Source organism: Nostoc sp. DedQUE08 (assembly GCF_034530895.1).
In the GTDB taxonomy this organism is placed as follows: Bacteria; Cyanobacteriota; Cyanobacteriia; order Cyanobacteriales; family Nostocaceae; genus Nostoc.
Genome location: NZ_JAVRCD010000101.1, coordinates 1 through 16,905, shown reverse-complemented (window position 1 = coordinate 16,905; position 16,905 = coordinate 1). Strand labels below are relative to the sequence as shown.

The following is a 16,905-nucleotide window of genomic DNA, read 5'->3' as shown; positions in this document are numbered from 1 at the left end:
CGCCAAGAATAACTAGTGTTTGTAGTTGCTCAATTATGGTAAATATCGTGCCGATGACCTGAAAGATTTCAAGGATTCTACCCGCGAGTCGCCCAGTTGCCGCAAGCGCTTCACTACTGATACCCACTGCTTTTGCAGCTGCAACCGTGGCATCACCCACAGCTTTCTCAACTGCTGTAAGAGTGCGACCGAAAGCGTTTACTTGTTTACCGATTCCGTCAGCAAAGTTGCGTAAGCCTGATACTTCTAGGGATGTGTTCAGAGCTGCTCTTGATGCAGTAGCCGCTTCAGTTGATGCACTCGTAGCTGTTCTGCTTACTGTATTTACGTATTGATCGAGTGATTCAACTCTGGCACGAGCTTGTCTTCCCGCTTGTCCACCAAGTACAGCATCAGTAATTTTGGGTTCGAGTTGTTTTACCGCATTTTGTGCGTTCTTGCTTCCTAATACCGCATCTGTAATCTGCGGCCCGTATCTGTTGGTTATAACAGCTATACCACCAGCTACAGCAATAGTAATGTCTGGTTGCAATGAAGCTTTGATACTGTTTTTCAGTGCGCTTTCGTTTACTGGCTTGATTGCCGATAATCTGGCATTAATAGCATTTATTTGCTGCTGCAATTTCTCGCAACAATCGCACTTACCAGCGCAATTGAGCGCTGATTGCATACTCCCAATTACGCTGGAGGTACTCATATATTTAGCCGCAATTCCTATTTTTTAATTGACTAGATAAACCTTCAATCTGCGCCCAATCAGAATTGCTGATGCACTGACCACTACAGCCAGTGCCGCAAGCAACTTCACAATCGGATAGTGATTGGTAAATCCCTGGGGTGCTATATACAGATTTTTTTATGCAAGCGCCGTTAACACAGTCATATTTCTCGCTCGGATTGGGAACGAACGATTTGGAGACAATATAACCATTGCCCCAGTTTGCAAGAAAAATTCTTCCATCACACGACGAAATCAAATTCATGGTTGGACTTGCGCTAACCAGAATCGGATTGTCGTCTGCAAAGCCAGGATAAGTTTCTGTATAGTCGCGGTTTCCAGTGTTATACAGTCGAGTTATTAAATTCCAAGTACCCGATACGCCACATCCTGACATTAGTAATTATCCGGGTCAATTGTTGAATTTGTGTCAATTTTTGCAAGGCTCAAAGTTAATTGATCTTGCCTATATGGGGTGTTATTAGTTCCTCTTGTGGTGAAACTTGAAAATCCGTCTGTAACGATTAAAGACTGGTCAGGATTTGCATCAAAGTTGGTTTGAGTGAGATAACTTTTGGCATTGACCGCAATTGCGACTAAATGACCTTCTGCTGTCGCTGTAGAAGGAGTCGATAATCCTGCTGTTTGTAATGCTGAATCAGGAATAAACAACCCTGCGCTTGGTGTTGTTGCTCCACTTGCTAGCCGCGTTACCCCTGTTCCAAAAACTTGGACTAAAGTTGGTTCTGCCATGAGTTTTAAATCGGATTTAGATGAAGTGAATAAATCCGTTGTATGAACTAATCAAAATAATGTAAATGTTCCACTTTTATGTAGAAGTGGTATATATCCCGATGACGCGTATTGCTTGCCAACAATAGGATTGAGCGAATATTTACTAATAGTGAATATTTAGGAAATTCCGCTTTTACCTGAAATAAAGGTGAAACCGGAATATACAAAGTTCAAGTTCTTATATGCCTAAAAATAACAGATACGGAAAAGCAGCGGTCATTGTCGATAGTGATTTTGCTAAAATCCGAAAGCAGATCAAAACTGATAAGTATAAATTACTTTGGGATTTGGCGTGGTACACAGGTGAGCGCTGGGGGGCCCTTATTCAACTGAAGGTCAGTGATGTTTACGATCGCAATGGTTCGCCCAAAGATGTGCTAATTTTCCCTGCCATTATCCGCAAGCACCGACCAGACGGAACAGCAGAGACGGTAGAGATTGCAGTTCACGAAAATCTACTTGAATCGCTTTCTAGATTTGAGCCATCTGACTCTGTATGGCTTTTCCCTTCGCGGTGCGGTACAAAGCCTATTACTTGGCGCAATGCTTACGATATCCTCCAGAGAGCAGCAGACAAAGCTGGAATGGCTACTAGGGGAATTTCCACTCACACTGCCCGCCGGAGTTTGGTAAACAGATTGCGGAAAAATGGCGTTGATAAAGCTGTAATTCGCAAAATCACCGGACACCGCGACAACAAAGGGTTAGACCCATATTTAGAAGTTGATATCGATGAGGTTCGCGCCGCGATCGCAACTCTATAACTAAGCCATCTGACAAAGTTTAAGGAAGGCAGGTAAGCTGGACTAGGTTGATAACACCTAACATTCACTGCATTGGATTTACTTGCGCGATCGCACTCTATCCTATTTGTGCGATCGCATTTTTCACAGGACAAAAATATGACCACTGAAACCAAAGAACTGACTATAGAAGAACTGATTCAAGAATTACGGGACTTTCCAGGGGAAGCAAATATTTGTCTGACAGATGCCTATGGTGAAACGTTTACCATCATCGGTTTTGAGGCTGGGTCTGACTGTGTGAATATCGTCATCTCTGAGGATGACGATGACGACGGGGAATAAACTTAGTTATTCGTCATTCGTCATTGGGCATTGGGCATTGGGACAAACTTTACTCCTGGTTTGCATCTGGATTATTGTCTATCTCCCAGTCAAGCTCTAGGTCATCCCGTTTGGCTTCAATCAACCAGAATTCCAATGAGTTGTAGACTTTTAGTGCCAATTCAGCAGATGAGGTACGAACAGTCAGTTGGACAATATTTTCCTGTTCGTTCAAACCAAGATTAACGAAAATGTTTTTTGGTCTAGGCATTCCCTTCTCTCCCACATTCTTGGTTTAATATCTGTTGTATTTCTTCACTCATAGCTACCAGTACCCGCTTTAACCCCACTAACTCAGCATCCGAGAATCGGCTTAGGGGTTCTATCATCTCTCGTAGTTGGTGGTCGCAATACAGTTCGTGGCAGTTAGCCGCCTGCCAATCACGCTTATTCGCGTTTACTGCTTCTTCTCTGTTCATAAGTCATAAGTCATAAGTCATAAGTCATTTGTCAGTTTTTTGTTCAACCAGTGGTCATCTGGAAATGTAGAATCTGCTTCAAAATCAGCATTTTCACAGCTGGTAACACCGAAAAAAGCAAGTCCGTTTTGTTGAGCCAGGGCTGTACCCACATCCCCGGCTCTACTTTTATCTGTATGCCAGCACAGGGCAATAAGCTGATTTTTCTGAGGGTATATAGCAAGAGCTACGTGAATCGTTTGTTTCTTCATTGGTCAAAAGTGATTAGGGTTTATTAGTTATTGGGCATGGGGCAGCGCCAGGAGTGAATCAACTTTTCGATCTCACTTGGCGGCTGCCCATCCGCGATCGCAATCTCAACTTCCTGCTTCCTGTGCTGCGCCAACTGCGATCGCACATTACCTCCGGCAATATGCCGATGCTTAATCTTCCTCCCGGTCTTCCAGCAATAGCGGTAATAATGGTTGTCTTTGCGTTTGGAAGGACAGTACTTTTCTACCCAGTGAAGATGTTCTGGAACGGTTTTAATGTGTTCTGGAACATCGGTATAGTCCCCCAATCCTGAGGTTTTTTGTTCTGGAACAGGATTTTGTGTATCACGTTCCAGAACAAGAGCTGGGCGATCGCCCCTGGTTTTTTGCGAGTGACTACTGATTAATGCACTCTGCTGTGTATCCTGTTCCAGAACACGGCCTGACTCCCAATCACTCCAGGCTTGCTCAAATTCGGTCAGATTTAAAAAATCGTCTGGGTCTGGTGGTTCATCACTGCGATCGTAAAAAACAGAAACTTGACCGTCGTCATCTACTTGACGCGGTGCTTCTGTGAAGTGTGCAGGATTCCAACGATCGCCATTGGTTATTTCATCCCAGTAAGAATCAGAGGGGAGGGGAGGAGCCGCAGCTTCTTCGATCGACTCCACCGCGAACAATGTCAGCTGCCTGGGGGCCGCTCCGTTGTCGGATTCCGTCATAATTAGGTTAGTGTTAATCCCCGCCACAGTGCTGTAAGCAAGCACTGTGGCGAGTTTTTTAGATTTCGGACTTGTGCGATCGCTTGAGTTGCTTCCAGTCGTCTGGAAGTTCGCCCACCTCTGTAATGCCCAAATCTCTGCATATAGCTTTCAACTGAGCAAGGGATGGGCCATCATCAAGTAGGTCAGCGACATCTATCTGCATTGACTTTGCAAGAATCTTAAGGGAAACCCCCAGTTCACGAGCTAATGCAATAGCACGATCAAACCTGGGGATAGATTCTCCCCTCTCCCAGTCACCAATAATACGAATGCCTACTTTCATTCGACGGCTTAATTCTGGTTGAGTTAGGTTTGCGCTTTCTCGAAGTCCTTTCAAGGTTGGCTGCTCTCGATTTTCTTCATTCATACTAGCAAATTAGTGCTAGCAGTAAACTGCTTGACACAAAAAGTATCTGGCAGTAAACTGCTAGTTAGTGGACAAAAAAGACCAGCCGACGTAACTGACTCGGTAAGGGACAGGTATTTTGGCTGGTTTCACCTAAAGTGTCTCATCTCAGTAGCTTTTGCCAAATCCGGGAAAATTAGCACTTTGTGTAATAGCCGTTGAAAGCTGATGAAGAGTGTTTCAGGCTACCAGTGTCCCGTAAGTGGTGAAGTCAGCAAGTCGAGAACTGAAGTGTTTGTCTATACAAGTCGCGGCTTGAATAAAAGCTGGTGACGTGCATTTGTATGCGGCCGCAATCTGTAACCGACCTTAGTAGGGCATTCCACATTACCAATGGGCTTATGCCGACGTGGTGACACGGTGGGCTGTGGAAATTAAGACCTGGGTGAAAATCCCGCAGAGGCTGGCGTGTAGGTAATGGCTCACGCACAGATGCACGATCGCGAAATTGCTAATCACCGTGTGGTTATGCAATTGCTCACAGTTTCTTATGAATTTCGCGCAAAACTGCGGCCGGTCGCACTTTTTTTATATGACAGAGATTAAGGGAAAGTATGTAACACGAAAAAAACGGATACGCCAACTAGAAACAGAAATTGAGCAGTTGAAAAGCCAGGTTAAAACCTTAACCGAACTGCTTGACGATGCCCACGGGATGATTTATCGTTCCCGCCCTGGCTTGGCGCGTGCCGTTGAGCGAGATTTCCATGAAGAGTTGCTGCCATCAGAATTACCGCCCGCAGCGCTGCGGACTAAAAAACCGCCCCGGTGCAGAATCCGAAATTTATCAATTGCACCCCGCGCCGACTTGGTAATGGATCGCGATCGCAATGGCCGCCTAATTATTAAGGGCACGGCTAACTCTTCACCACCGCGCCCTCAAGCTTGACTATTTTTACAAGAGGAATATGCCTATGAAATAACTTTCATTTATATAAGCCGAAGTACTTTAAACCAGTCAATTGCTGATGGTTGACTGGTTTTACTTGTTATCAAAGTTAGGCAATTATGAGGATTACAAAACGAAAATCTGATGTGCTTCTTTCCAATGACTTTCTGTCATATCTAGTTGTCGCTTATGCCCTAGTTACGGATGATTTAGCCAAACATACAGGACAATCGGCGATTGAACACCGAATGAAATATATCGACGCTGGTCAAAAAAAGTTTCATAGCTTTTCTGATGAGCAACTGCACCAGTTTCTTAAAGAAAATTACCCAACATAATTTAACAAGAGCATTTACCTATGACTTATCGACAACAGCTTTTTGATTGGATCGTTGTCAAACAAGTAACGCCTTGCAACTGGGTTATCTTGTCACAATTTAGAAAACGCAACGATGCTGATAGCTACCATCAAATGATGAGAAAATTCTCCCCAAACCCGATTGAGGTGGTTTTCCGTGACCGCCTTACAGAGTTTGGGTTGTAGTCATAATTCAAAAGCGATCGCGCGTCTGGTTGGAGTGCGATCGCAAATGAATTCATCTACCCAAACACTTCAAACGTGTACAAGTAAAAAATATCACATTTTCAGCAAATGCAAGTAACAACCATCACTTACCAAAGAGTTCTGAATCTTGGCGATTACGATTCGTGCAGATTAGAGAAAACTGCCGTAATACCTGATGACTATGAAGACCAAGAAATTGCGACACAAAATCTTATAGAAAGTGTTGAGCGCCAAATTCATGAGAAGGCGATACACAAGCTAATTGATGAGGAAATCAGAGACAGGAAGAAAAAATTAACGGCTCTCTCTTTAGAGGTTGAGAGTTTAAAAAATGAACTCCAAAGACTCGGAAAAATCAAGGATGAGCCAGACTCAGATGATATCCCCGACGGATTTTAGCTGAAGTTTTTTAGGCGAACGCCTCCCTACCAAAGAATGCGATCGCCATAGATTCATACCAAAATTAGTTTACCAAAATGCACACCATTATTAATACCCCATCCGTGTTTAGTTGCAAATTACCGGCCGCTGGCTGGATAAATCTCGCCCAAATCCGCCAAATTCAGTTTGAAGACTTGCCTACCCGGACTGCCGTAGTAACTTGGCACAACGGTGACAAGCAAACATTCTTCGGTGAAGATGCTGCAAGTCTAATCGCTGCTTGGTCAGAGGCAGTCACACTGTTAACTGAACGCCCTGGCAATCACCGCCTTAAAAATCGTAGAGATTTCTCTTAGGTAATAAACATGAAAATCAAAACAATCCATGCACACTTTCTAATTTCAATTGGTAGTTATAGCAATGAGCGAATTGGCTTTTCAGTTGAATTAGATGAAGCAGAATCTATTGAATCAATTGTAGAAGAGTTGCGAGAAAGAGCTAAAAGAATTGTCGGCAAAAAAGCTGAAGACCTTTACGATGAGAGGAGTAAAATTTGGCGCGAATGTACTGAATTAGAAAAGAAGCTCAATACATTGCGTAAAGAATGGGATGCTACGGCTGAATTTTTAAAAGCCCAAGGGCTAAATCCTGCTGCTCCTTCAATGCCTCAATTTAGAAATTTGCTTACTGCTGTCACTGTTGAGTCTGAAGTTGTCACACAAACCGAAGATGAGGAAGACGACAATTATGACGAAGATGATGAGGATTATTAAACGCCTGATGATGGCTAGCTGACACACTAGCCGAAACGGTGGCATCGCTGCCACCGTCGCGGATTGTGTCCAAAGCATCCGCAAGTTAATCAGAGAAAGTGCGGCGTTCACTGTGAATTGCGCCCCTCAATTGTGGCGTTCTCAAATTCATGCGCGGCACAACTCTAGTTAACTCCCCGAATGCGTTTACTCCTGAATCGCGCCCCTTATATGTGGGGCGTTAGGGTGATTCGTGCGCTATAAAGTTCGGGTCAATCAAAGGACTGGCATCCTTGAAAACCACCACTCATGTCTTGCAGAACCATGAAAACAGAATCAACTATTTTGGGTATTGATGTTAGTAAATCAAGCGTAACTTGCCATATTTTAACACAATATCCCAAGGGCGGATTACAAGCATATTGGAATAAAACAAGAAATAAAGCATCTATTTTATATCCGGCTTTTTACTCCAATCCTGATGCTAAGAAGAAGCAAAAATCAGCGTTTGACTTTGCTAATTACCTAGCAGAAATCAAGCCAGATTATGCAATCTTAGAGCCAACCGGAAACCACTATTCAAGACTGTGGGCATCCATCCTTAAAAAGCTAGAAATCAAAATTCTTTGGGTTGGTCACATCGAATTGCGGCGTTACCGGGGTGGTAAAAACCTCCCGAACAAAAGCGATCCAGCTGATGCTTTAGCAATGGCTGCTTACGGTCACGATCCAGATCACCGACTGGAGACTGGGGAACTAAACATGAGATACTTTCTCATGCATCGACCAGAGCCAATTGACGAGCTGCGGGATCTGTGCCAGCAACTCGAACATCTCAACCGGGTGCAATCGCCAATTGTGAATTATGCCCGTCAGCTTCTGGCTTGGCAGTTTCCAGAAATGGCGCACACCAAGAGCGCGTCTAGTAAGCCAGGATTGCTACCGCCCCTGTGGGCATGGTTAGCTAAGAGGCTGGAGATTTCGCCCGCCGGGAAAACCAGAATCGAAAATCGCTATAAAATCTCCATTGCCAAGGACTACGAGATTGAGTTTGACCCGATTCTAGAACTACACGCTGGCTGGATGTGCGATATCTCACTTTTTGAGCAGCACTTAGAGGCAAGAATCACTCAAATGCTCTCCGAAGATGAATTTAAGCCTTACATGAGCGTGTTTGATAAGTTTGGTTTTGGGTTACGAGTGCGATCGCGACTCCTGACGAGAATTTATCCCTTTGAGTCGTTCCTGGGTGTCAACGGCAAGCCAGTCATTGAATATGAGGTGCGGGAGGTCAAGAAAACTGAGCGCGATCGCAAAAATGGAGAAACCACCGTCAGACGTTTGGCTGGCGACACCAAACGAATTAAACGCAACCGCAGCCGCGACACTTTCAAAATGCGTTTGGGGATGGGAACAGTTTTAGAGCAGTCAGGAGATGGTTTAGTTGAAAAAGCTAGTGGTTCATCCTTATGCCGAATTAGCCTTTGGCAGTACGTCTTAACCGGCGTTGAAACGGGAAGGCTACCAAAAAACGAACTAACCAAGGAGTTGATTGATTACCGCGACTCACTCAAAGCTAATGTTAGCGAACAGGGTGAAAAATTACTCGGCGGTAAGCACATACAAGGAAAGCTAATGAGTAAGGTAGTTAACCTACTGTTTCAACAATTATGTCAAACATGTTTAATCGATACTACAAATTAGAGGGTCATACACCCGTTGCCGTCAACTTTGAAGAATGGGCAATCTGGAGAACAGAGGCTAACACGCAAGTTATTCTTTCTGTTTTGAGTGGCTATATCAGCGTTTCAACCGTGTTTCTTGGGGTAAATCTAAATATTGGAACTGCTGATAAACCTCAGATTTTTGAGACGTTAGTAACCGGAGGTAGCTGTAATGGTGAAAGCGCCTTTACTCAACTTGGGACGAGGCGATAGCTGGTCATTACGACCTAATTATCAAGTCCATAGCTACCACACCGCCAACTAACTTGTCTCTAAGTTAACTATGACTTGTCTCTAAGTTAACTCTGAGCTTATGTGACGGTTATGTGACTACCATTCCGCAAAACTTTCAGTTACCCTGAATTTGAAACAAATATTTTAGCTGTATAGCTTGGTAAGTCAGTAACTAAACCATCCTCTTTAGATTTCACTTCTTGATTGCTAACCCAATCTCGCCAATACTCAGCAGTTGGAAAGTCTGAAATTTTATATTGATTTAGATTTTGGTCGGAGAAATTTACCACGACAACGACATGAGAATTCTGCTTATCCCAACGGGTGTAAGCCAGCACTTTCTCAGCTGCATTTTCGTAGAAAAACTTAATATTGTCACTTTGCAAAGCTGGATTTTGCTGGCGTAGAGCAATCAACTTTTGATAATACTCAAATAAATCATGATTCTGGCCGCTTGACAATAAAGACCAATTAACCTTGCGCGGCTTAGTCACATCTTCGCTTTTTTGCTGATATTCGCCAAACTCTTCTCCCATCCACAGCATCGGTATACCCATCGCTGTCATTAACACAGCAGCAGCTAACTTAGCTCGTTCAAATGCGGGTGTGTCAAAGATGCTACAATTGCCTAATTCTCGTAATACACGTTCGCGATCGTGGGTTGCCAAATAATTAATTACATTGGTAGCGATCGCATAACCCTGCTGTTTAGCATCTAAAATCTGCTTGAATTGTTCTAATTCAAATGATTTCCCACAAATATATGGAACTAGAAAGTAGCGAAAACTCTCATGCCAACAAGCATCTAATGGGCCATCTGGCTGGACTACAGTCTTTGTATCGGGAATGTGTTCAGCAATGTTGTAAAACTGTTTGGGCGCAGCATAATTTTTCGCTTCCTTAGTCAGCCAGTTGAAAAATTCAAAGTTAGCCAATTGCCGCACTGCATCAAAGCGAATTCCATCAATGTGATACTCCTGAATCCAAAATTTTACCACATCGCCGATGTATTCCCATGCAGGTTTAATATTTAAATTTTTGTCGTAATTATCATAGTTTAACTCTGGCCCCCAGTAATTATCTGCGTCTTCAGGATAATGTTTGTGTTCGTAATACCAGTAATTTCGATCGATTAGTATTAAAGGGCATTCTTCATCTGTATGGTTATAAATTCCATCCATAAAGACGCGAATGCCTCTACCATGACACTCGTCAATCAACCGCTTTAAATCTTCTGTTGAACCGTAACTAGATTCTGTAGCAAAGAAGTGGCGAACTTTATAGCCCCAGTTATAATCACCAGGGTACTCATTAACTGGCATTAATTCAATTGCATTAATTCCCAATTCGCAAAGATAATCTAACTTAGCAATTATCCCTAAATATTTGCCTCGCTCGTTAGAATCAACTTCATCACCAGTAAAATCGGCAACGTGTATTTCATATATGACTAATTCTCGGTTATCAGGCAACGGCATTTCATTGTTTTGCCAAAGGTAATTATCAACAATGTGTTGTCCATCTTGAATGCGTACTATGCCGTATTTTTCTGTTTCATCAACATCTGTCGCTTTAGGATCGATGATATCTATCCATTCATCAACTGCAAAATTTGGGCTTTTGGTTTGAATGCGAAATTTATATTGATAAACACCGTTTTCTAATTTTATTTTCGTGCGAAAATAACCATCTTCACCTTTTGACATGGGAATTTCTTTCCAATCTGAAAAAGACCCAATTAAAGCTGCTCCTTTGTTGCGAGGAGCAAATAAGGAAAATTCAGTTAAATTTGCCATTTTCACACTTTTAAATTTTAGCTAGTTATAGTAACTAAAATTATTGTGTAATATAAAATAATTAGTAGCTTCTTTCTTAAGTATTATCAATATTTTCCTAATTTCCAGGACTTCAGACAGATAGTGCGATCGCTATGATTTTAGAGGTGCAATAGCTATCTAAATCATAACTACTTATGCGGACATGATATGATAGTTTTGCTCAATTGTATCTGGGGTTTCGTTCTCAAATTTGATTCCATACCTTCTGGAATTAAATTTCTATTTCAAGACAGTAAACGCAGTGATTATTTTCTGGCATCACATTACTCTTGCTACTGGCTGATTTTTAAATATCTATCCTTAAAAAATGGATAGTGGGTAGTAGGAAGCAGAGGAGGATAGATAATTAATGACAAATGACAAATGACAAATGACAAATGACAAATGACTATTTACCAATATCTTCATTCCAAAGTTCGGGGTTAGTTTCAATAAACTCACTCATCATTTGTTCGCATTCGTCAAGATTAAGATCGATAACGTCCACACCGTGAGATCCCATAAATTCTTTAGCACCAGGAAAAGTTCTAGATTCTCCAGCGATGACTTTTTTAATGCCAAATTGTACCACTGCCCCAGCGCAGAGGTAACACGGCATTAAAGTTGAATAGAGTGTAGTACCTCTATAACTGCCAACTCTTCCAGCATTGCGGAGACAATCGATTTCGGCGTGGGTAACGGGATCGGCGTCTTGCACGCGTTTATTGTGTCCTCTGCCGAGAATTTTGCCATCCTTGACAAGAACCGAACCAATAGGAATTCCACCTTCTTGTCTGCCTTGTTTTGCTTCTTGAATTGCAGCTTCCATAAACTCATCCATATTAATTCTCCTTTTATGACAAAACAACTTGTATTAATGGATCACGATGGCGGTGTAGATGATTATCTGGCAACTATGCTGCTGTTGACGATGGAGCATATTGAACTCCTTGGTGTTGTTGTCACTCCAGCAGATTGCTACGTTCAACCGGCTGTTAGCGCCACACGTAAAATTATAGATTTGATGGGATTTTCTCATATCCCGGTGGCAGAAAGCACTGTGCGCGGGATCAATCCATTTCCTACTCTCTATCGCCGTGATTCGTTTATCGTTGACCATCTCCCCATTCTCAATCAAAGCGAAACCATCACTACGCCATTAGTTGCCGAAACAGGTCAAGATTTTATGATACAGGTGCTACGCGACGCCTCAAGTCCCGTAACGTTGATGGTAACTGGCCCTTTGACGACGGTAGCAGTGGCTTTAGACAAAGCACCAGATATTGAAGCCAAGATTCAAAAGATTGTGTGGATGGGGGGTGCGTTGAATGTTGGCGGTAATGTGGAAAAAAGTCTGGAAGCAGGACAAGATGGTTCCGCCGAATGGAATGTTTATTGGGATGCAGTTTCAGCAGCACGGGTATGGCAAACCCAAATTGAAATTATTATGTGTCCTTTAGATTTGACTAACAATGTCCCAGTTACATCGGAGTTAGTATATAAAATGGCACGACAACGCCACTATCCCATCTCTGATTTAGCCGGACAATGTTATGCACTGGTTATTCCTCAAGATTATTATTTTTGGGATGTCTTAGCAACAGCTTATCTAGGACATCCAGAATTTTATCAATTGCGCGAATGGGAAACAGAAATTATCACCACTGGTCTTAGTCAAGGGCGTACTAAAGTAGTTCCTGGTGGTCGGAAAATTTATGCAATGGATAAGGTAGATAAAGAGGCTTTTTATGCTTACATCTTGCAGCAATGGGCAAGGTAGAAAACTAAAAATTAGCTGACGTGCATACTCAAACTTGCTACCGAAAACTAACGACAAAGCTCACCAGTTGCAGACAAATTCTGCAACTCAACCGACCATATTGGAGCATTTCGGTGCAAATATTTTTTTTGAGTAAGACACTATTTCAGACTGAAAATTAATCATAGCGTGCCTTTTTAGATTTAATCACCTCAATTACATCATCGTGTCTTTGCCCCTCAATAATATCCTTGAGATGAATTTGCCCATTAATATATTGAACATGGATACGCCAACCTGAGACTTTATCGATATCAGCACGATAAACTGCCTGCTTCACACCTTTTACTTTGTGCAGCCTCGTTTTTGGAAATTTTCTTGTTCTGTGACACTCATTATCTTCAAGTTCTGCCAAAGCTTCAAGAAAAGCAATCTTTAGCTCGTCATCTGGCAAAATCTTCATAGCTTGATAAATAATGCCGTATTCATCACACAGAGTAAGGGTTTGTGCCATAAACCAACTTACGAAATCCGGGCAGTTTCTTGATTGTGGTGGAGTAATTCTTGATACAAAGACTCTGCCACACTTTTATATGCCTTATCAAGATCATCGTGTTTGACCACTCGAAAAAGAGTAAAAATAACTTGCCCAAAAATTGGATCTTCGTCAACTGTCAAAATCACCCTTAGTTTCTGCGAAACCCTTAGTGTGTAGAGTGAAGATTCATAGCCATTAATATCTGACGGTAGAGGAAGACGACGCAACTTACGATAAACGTCAGCATTTTTAGTTGGGAAGAGATTAGCACAATCATTAATTTTTTTAATCGTTGCGGCTTTTCCCTCTTCACTCAGCTTGCCAAGATCCTTTTCAAAGCTTCTTGTTGACTCAATTAGAACATCCACGTTACAAACCACCAATTTGAATTTAGCTACTTGCCCTCTATCTTTAGCATAGTAACAGTTATATACAGAAAAATTCTGTACATTATTCTTACAAGGACATTATATGGAAACTTTATTAATATTATTCTATACTCTAGCGTCCACAAAAAGTTGCTGTAAAAGTTTCACAATGCAATTCGTATCAAGTATTTGTTTCAACAGAAAAGAGGTATAATGATTATTAATAATTAATCAATTTTAAACCTAAAAAGAGAGCAGCTACAGTTCCAGCAACAGAAATTTCTCCCTGAATAATTTTCTCTAAAATTGATTCTACAGGAATTAATACGACTTCAATATCTTCTGTAATATCTAGTTGTTGCTCTCCGACTTTGCTCGCATTTTCTGCTAAAAATAAATGTATTTTATTGGTATCTTTACTCGGCTTATCGTATAAAGTTCCAATTTTTTTAAATTCTTGGGGAATATAACCAGTCTCTTCTCTCAGTTCTCTAATTGCTGCTATTTCTGCACTCTCTTTTGTCGGATCGAAATTCCCTGCTGGCAGTTCCAAGAAAAATTCACCTACGGCGTGTCTATATTGCCGGACAAAAATAATTTCTCTATTACTAGTGATAGGTAAAATCATCGCAACTTCAGGCTTAATACTGACAAAATAATCATCTATAATTTTACCATTTGATAATTCTATTTCATCTTGCCTTACCTGACACCAAGGATTATCTAAAACCATTTTTGATTTTAAAATCTTCCATTTCTTTAAGTTGTTCATAAATAAAAATAATCTATAAAAACTTTAGTCGTTAATCAATGAATGTAAAAAAGTATAACAGATGTATCCGATAATCTAAATTTTGAACTTACACTGGCTTTTGCAATAACATAATATGTAAAATAAGTATGCAAATAAATGTAAAATTATTTACAGTAAACAAGAGATTTCCGCTGACTATTAGTCGAGGTACAACGGCACAGACAACAAATGTATGGGTGAGAATTTCACACGATCGCATCGAAGGCTGGGGGGAAGCATCGCCATTTGGTGTGGGTAATCATCGGCAATCAACTGATGCAATCAAAGATACTCTAGAGCAAGTTGTGCCTCTGTTACAAGCATTCAGTCCCTTACAACGTCAGGAAATTGAGCAAGTTTTAATACAAAATCAAATTCCTTCTGCTGCAAGAGCTGCCTTGGATATGGCAATGCATGACTGGTTGGGTAAGTGCGTAGGATTACCCTTGTGGCAACTTTGGGGACTCGATCGCAATCAAATAGTCCCGACTTCAGTCACAATTGGGATTAATTCACCTGAAGGCGCTAGGGCGAGAGCGCGAGACTGGTTACAATTTACAGATGTCCGTCTTTTTAAGGTGAAGCTAGGTAGCCCAGATGGCATAGATGCAGATCAAAAAATGCTTTTAGCAGTGCGAGAAGAAGCACCCGAACTAGAATTTTTTGTTGATGCCAACGGGGGTTGGAGTTTAGAAGATGCGATCGCCATGTGCAATTGGCTGGCTGATTTAGGTATAAAGTATGTAGAACAGCCATTGCCACGGGGAGAGGAATCAAGTTTAGCAAAACTCAAACAACACTCTCCCCTACCTATCTTTGTCGATGAAAGTTGTTTCACCAGCGCTGATATTGCCGATTTGGCAAATTACGTGGATGGCATTAATATCAAACTAATGAAATCAGGGGGGCTAACAGAGGCAATGCGAATGGTACATACAGCACGAGCATATCGGTTGCAAGTAATGTTCGGTTGCTATTCTGACAGTTCGCTAGCTAATACAGCAGCATTACAGCTAGCGCCACTAGCTGATTATTTAGATTTAGACAGTCACCTGAACTTAATTGATGACCCTTTTACGGGTGCATTGCTAAAACAAGGAAAAGTTTTGCCAAACGATTTACCAGGTTTGGGAGTACAACACAGTGCGTCTACCACTTAATCAACGAGTAGCTATCTTGCTACATGAAGGGACTATTGGGACTCACGGCAAAACAGGGCTAGCAATTTTACGTTACAGTGAAGCCCCAATTGTAGCCGTAATCGATCGCGAGTGTGCTGGTAAATCTCTACCAGAATTAACAGGTATCAAGCGCGATCTGCCGATTGTGGCATCGGTAGCCGCAGCCCTAGAGTACAAACCGGAAGTTTTAGTAATTGGTATTGCTCCAGGAGGTGGTGCTGTACCAGATGATTACTGGCTAGAAATCAAAGAAGCTTTAGAAGCGGGAATGTCTTTAGTGAATGGTTTACATACACCAATGGCAAGTATCCCAGAATTAAATGCACTGCTCAAACCAGGGCAACTAATTTGGGATGTCCGCAAAGAGCCATCTAATATCAGCGTTGCTAGTGGAATGGCACGTACTCTTCCGTGTCGGCGGGTGTTGACAGTGGGAACCGACATGGCAATTGGTAAAATGTCAACTAGCCTAGAGTTACATTGGGCGTCAAAACTGCGGGGCTGGCGTTCTAAATTCCTCGCCACAGGGCAAACTGGAATTATGTTAGAAGGAGACGGTGTAGCTTTAGATGCCGTGCGGGTAGACTTTGCCGCGGGTGCTGTGGAACAGATTGTTATGCGCTATGGCAAAAACTACGACATCTTGCATATTGAAGGACAAGGTTCGCTGCTACACCCTGGTTCAACAGCAACTCTACCCCTAATCCGTGGTTCGCAACCAACCCAACTAATATTAGTACATCGGGCGGGACAAGTTCATGTCCGCAATCATCCCCATGTAATAATTCCACCTTTACCAGAGGTGATTCGGCTTTATGAAGCTGTTGCTAATGCTGGTGGTGCTTTTGGAAGTGTTTCTGTAGCGGGTATAGCATTGAACACAGCCCATTTAGATGAATCTGCGGCTCAGGAAAGCATCGCTCAAACAATAGCAGAAACGGGGCTACCTTGCACTGATGTAGTCCGCTTTGACGCCAATGTGCTTTTGGATGCGGTGATGAATAATTAACGTGAGTCTCCAACGAAAGCGCATCTGCGGGAAGGGCGAAAAAAACAAGTCAAATCCTCTTTCCTTCTGCCTCCTGCCTCCTGCCTCCTGCCTCCTGCCTTATTTCTTAGGAGTTCGACGAGTGCTATTTTGACCTCTCCCCCAGTGGGGTAAAACTAAAGCTAAAACCTTAGTAAATCAGGTTTGGGGGGAGGTTTTGAGAATTTATGCAATAAATATATTGAATTCGGGCGATCGTTGATTGAATTCGGGCAATCGTTGATTGAATTCGGGCGATCGTTGATTGAATTCGGGCGGTCGTTGATTGAATTCGGGCGATCGTTTGTTGAATTCGGGCAATCGTTGATTGAATTCGGGCGGTCGTTGATTGAATTCGGGCGATCGTTTGTTGAATTCGGGCGATCGTTTGTTGAAT

At 42.2% G+C, this 16,905-nt stretch carries 26 protein-coding genes; 12 read left to right on the top strand and 14 right to left on the bottom strand.

All coding sequences use genetic code 11. From position 1 onward, the window contains the following. The 3 genes from RMY64_RS35305 to RMY64_RS35295 all read right to left on the bottom strand — a co-directional run. A partial coding sequence (locus RMY64_RS35305) for a hypothetical protein (RefSeq protein ID WP_322702520.1) occupies positions 1–697 on the bottom strand: 697 nt, incomplete at its 3' end. Positions 698–701: 4 nt separating this feature from the next. After that, positions 702–1,115: a hypothetical protein gene (locus tag RMY64_RS35300; RefSeq protein WP_322702200.1), complete on the bottom strand. Its 414-nt coding sequence runs from the start codon at positions 1,113–1,115 to the stop codon at positions 702–704. Beyond that, complete coding sequence (locus RMY64_RS35295) at positions 1,115–1,471, bottom strand: hypothetical protein (protein ID WP_322702519.1); 357 nt, start codon at positions 1,469–1,471, stop codon at positions 1,115–1,117. Before RMY64_RS35295 ends, RMY64_RS35300 begins: the two co-directional genes overlap by 1 nt. Positions 1,472–1,695: 224 nt before the next feature. Between RMY64_RS35295 and RMY64_RS35290 the strand changes: the two genes are divergently transcribed. Then, positions 1,696–2,277, top strand: a complete 582-nt coding sequence (locus RMY64_RS35290) for a tyrosine-type recombinase/integrase (protein WP_322702518.1) — start codon at positions 1,696–1,698, stop codon at positions 2,275–2,277. Between the two features lie 138 nt (positions 2,278–2,415). Beyond that, complete coding sequence (locus RMY64_RS35285; protein ID WP_322702517.1) at positions 2,416–2,601, top strand: hypothetical protein; 186 nt, start codon at positions 2,416–2,418, stop codon at positions 2,599–2,601. Between the two features lie 49 nt (positions 2,602–2,650). Here RMY64_RS35285 and RMY64_RS35280 read toward each other — a convergent pair whose 3' ends face one another. The 5 genes from RMY64_RS35280 to RMY64_RS35260 are packed head-to-tail and all read right to left on the bottom strand — an operon-like array spanning position 2,651 to position 4,441. Continuing rightward, positions 2,651–2,851, bottom strand: coding sequence for a hypothetical protein (locus tag RMY64_RS35280; protein WP_322702516.1), 201 nt, complete (start codon positions 2,849–2,851; stop codon positions 2,651–2,653). After that, positions 2,844–3,059, bottom strand: coding sequence for a hypothetical protein (locus RMY64_RS35275; protein ID WP_322702515.1), 216 nt, complete (start codon positions 3,057–3,059; stop codon positions 2,844–2,846). Before RMY64_RS35275 ends, RMY64_RS35280 begins: the two co-directional genes overlap by 8 nt. 17 nt (positions 3,060–3,076) lie before the next feature. Next, a complete protein-coding gene (locus RMY64_RS35270; protein ID WP_322702514.1) occupies positions 3,077–3,310 on the bottom strand; it encodes a hypothetical protein in 234 nt (77 codons plus the stop codon). 23 nt (positions 3,311–3,333) lie between these two features. Next, positions 3,334–4,032, bottom strand: coding sequence for a hypothetical protein (locus tag RMY64_RS35265; RefSeq protein WP_322702513.1), 699 nt, complete (start codon positions 4,030–4,032; stop codon positions 3,334–3,336). 58 nt (positions 4,033–4,090) lie between these two features. Beyond that, the gene (locus RMY64_RS35260) at positions 4,091–4,441 is read right to left on the bottom strand and encodes a helix-turn-helix transcriptional regulator (RefSeq protein WP_322702512.1); all 351 of its coding nucleotides are present in this window, start codon (positions 4,439–4,441) and stop codon (positions 4,091–4,093) included. Between the two features lie 571 nt (positions 4,442–5,012). On the opposite strand from RMY64_RS35260, the gene RMY64_RS35255 reads away from it, so the two are divergent. From RMY64_RS35255 to RMY64_RS35225, 7 genes are all read left to right on the top strand, one after another. After that, positions 5,013–5,369: a hypothetical protein gene (locus tag RMY64_RS35255; protein ID WP_322702511.1), complete on the top strand. Its 357-nt coding sequence runs from the start codon at positions 5,013–5,015 to the stop codon at positions 5,367–5,369. Positions 5,370–5,488: 119 nt separating this feature from the next. After that, on the top strand, positions 5,489–5,707 hold the full coding sequence (locus RMY64_RS35250; RefSeq protein ID WP_322673498.1) for a hypothetical protein: 219 nt from the start codon (positions 5,489–5,491) through the stop codon (positions 5,705–5,707). 314 nt (positions 5,708–6,021) lie between these two features. Then, positions 6,022–6,333 (top strand): hypothetical protein, encoded by a 312-nt coding sequence (locus RMY64_RS35245; protein ID WP_322702510.1) that lies wholly within the window; start codon positions 6,022–6,024, stop codon positions 6,331–6,333. Between the two features lie 77 nt (positions 6,334–6,410). Beyond that, a complete protein-coding gene (locus tag RMY64_RS35240) occupies positions 6,411–6,671 on the top strand; it encodes a hypothetical protein (RefSeq protein WP_322673500.1) in 261 nt (86 codons plus the stop codon). A gap of 9 nt (positions 6,672–6,680) precedes the next feature. After that, a complete protein-coding gene (locus RMY64_RS35235) occupies positions 6,681–7,088 on the top strand; it encodes a hypothetical protein (RefSeq protein ID WP_322702509.1) in 408 nt (135 codons plus the stop codon). A gap of 303 nt (positions 7,089–7,391) precedes the next feature. Beyond that, positions 7,392–8,771 (top strand): transposase, encoded by a 1,380-nt coding sequence (locus RMY64_RS35230; protein WP_322702508.1) that lies wholly within the window; start codon positions 7,392–7,394, stop codon positions 8,769–8,771. Further along, positions 8,747–9,004 (top strand): hypothetical protein, encoded by a 258-nt coding sequence (locus RMY64_RS35225; RefSeq protein WP_322673503.1) that lies wholly within the window; start codon positions 8,747–8,749, stop codon positions 9,002–9,004. The genes RMY64_RS35230 and RMY64_RS35225 overlap by 25 nt, the downstream gene beginning before the upstream one ends. A gap of 140 nt (positions 9,005–9,144) precedes the next feature. Here RMY64_RS35225 and RMY64_RS35220 read toward each other — a convergent pair whose 3' ends face one another. Then, on the bottom strand, positions 9,145–10,821 hold the full coding sequence (locus RMY64_RS35220; RefSeq protein WP_322702507.1) for an alpha-amylase family glycosyl hydrolase: 1,677 nt from the start codon (positions 10,819–10,821) through the stop codon (positions 9,145–9,147). A 430-nt stretch (positions 10,822–11,251) separates the two neighbouring features. Next, on the bottom strand, positions 11,252–11,683 hold the full coding sequence (locus RMY64_RS35215) for a nucleoside deaminase (protein WP_322673215.1): 432 nt from the start codon (positions 11,681–11,683) through the stop codon (positions 11,252–11,254). Positions 11,684–11,698: 15 nt separating this feature from the next. Here RMY64_RS35215 and RMY64_RS35210 point away from each other — a divergent pair, with 15 nt between their 5' ends. After that, a complete protein-coding gene (locus RMY64_RS35210; RefSeq protein ID WP_322673216.1) occupies positions 11,699–12,622 on the top strand; it encodes a nucleoside hydrolase in 924 nt (307 codons plus the stop codon). Between the two features lie 157 nt (positions 12,623–12,779). On the opposite strand, the gene RMY64_RS35205 is transcribed toward RMY64_RS35210, so the two are convergent. The 3 genes from RMY64_RS35205 to RMY64_RS35195 form a co-directional block, all read right to left on the bottom strand. Beyond that, a complete protein-coding gene (locus RMY64_RS35205; RefSeq protein ID WP_322673217.1) occupies positions 12,780–13,115 on the bottom strand; it encodes a hypothetical protein in 336 nt (111 codons plus the stop codon). A gap of 8 nt (positions 13,116–13,123) precedes the next feature. After that, entirely contained in the window at positions 13,124–13,507 is a 384-nt protein-coding gene (locus RMY64_RS35200; protein WP_322673218.1) for a hypothetical protein, read from the bottom strand. Between the two features lie 220 nt (positions 13,508–13,727). Next, a complete protein-coding gene (locus RMY64_RS35195; protein WP_322673219.1) occupies positions 13,728–14,279 on the bottom strand; it encodes an NUDIX hydrolase in 552 nt (183 codons plus the stop codon). A 128-nt stretch (positions 14,280–14,407) separates the two neighbouring features. Here RMY64_RS35195 and RMY64_RS35190 point away from each other — a divergent pair, with 128 nt between their 5' ends. Continuing rightward, complete coding sequence (locus tag RMY64_RS35190; RefSeq protein ID WP_322673220.1) at positions 14,408–15,460, top strand: dipeptide epimerase; 1,053 nt, start codon at positions 14,408–14,410, stop codon at positions 15,458–15,460. Further along, positions 15,444–16,490: a DUF1611 domain-containing protein gene (locus RMY64_RS35185; protein ID WP_322673221.1), complete on the top strand. Its 1,047-nt coding sequence runs from the start codon at positions 15,444–15,446 to the stop codon at positions 16,488–16,490. Before RMY64_RS35190 ends, RMY64_RS35185 begins: the two co-directional genes overlap by 17 nt. Before the next feature lie 169 nt (positions 16,491–16,659). On the opposite strand, the gene RMY64_RS35180 is transcribed toward RMY64_RS35185, so the two are convergent. Then, on the bottom strand, positions 16,660–16,905 hold a 246-nt coding region (locus tag RMY64_RS35180), incomplete at its 5' end, for a hypothetical protein (protein ID WP_322702506.1).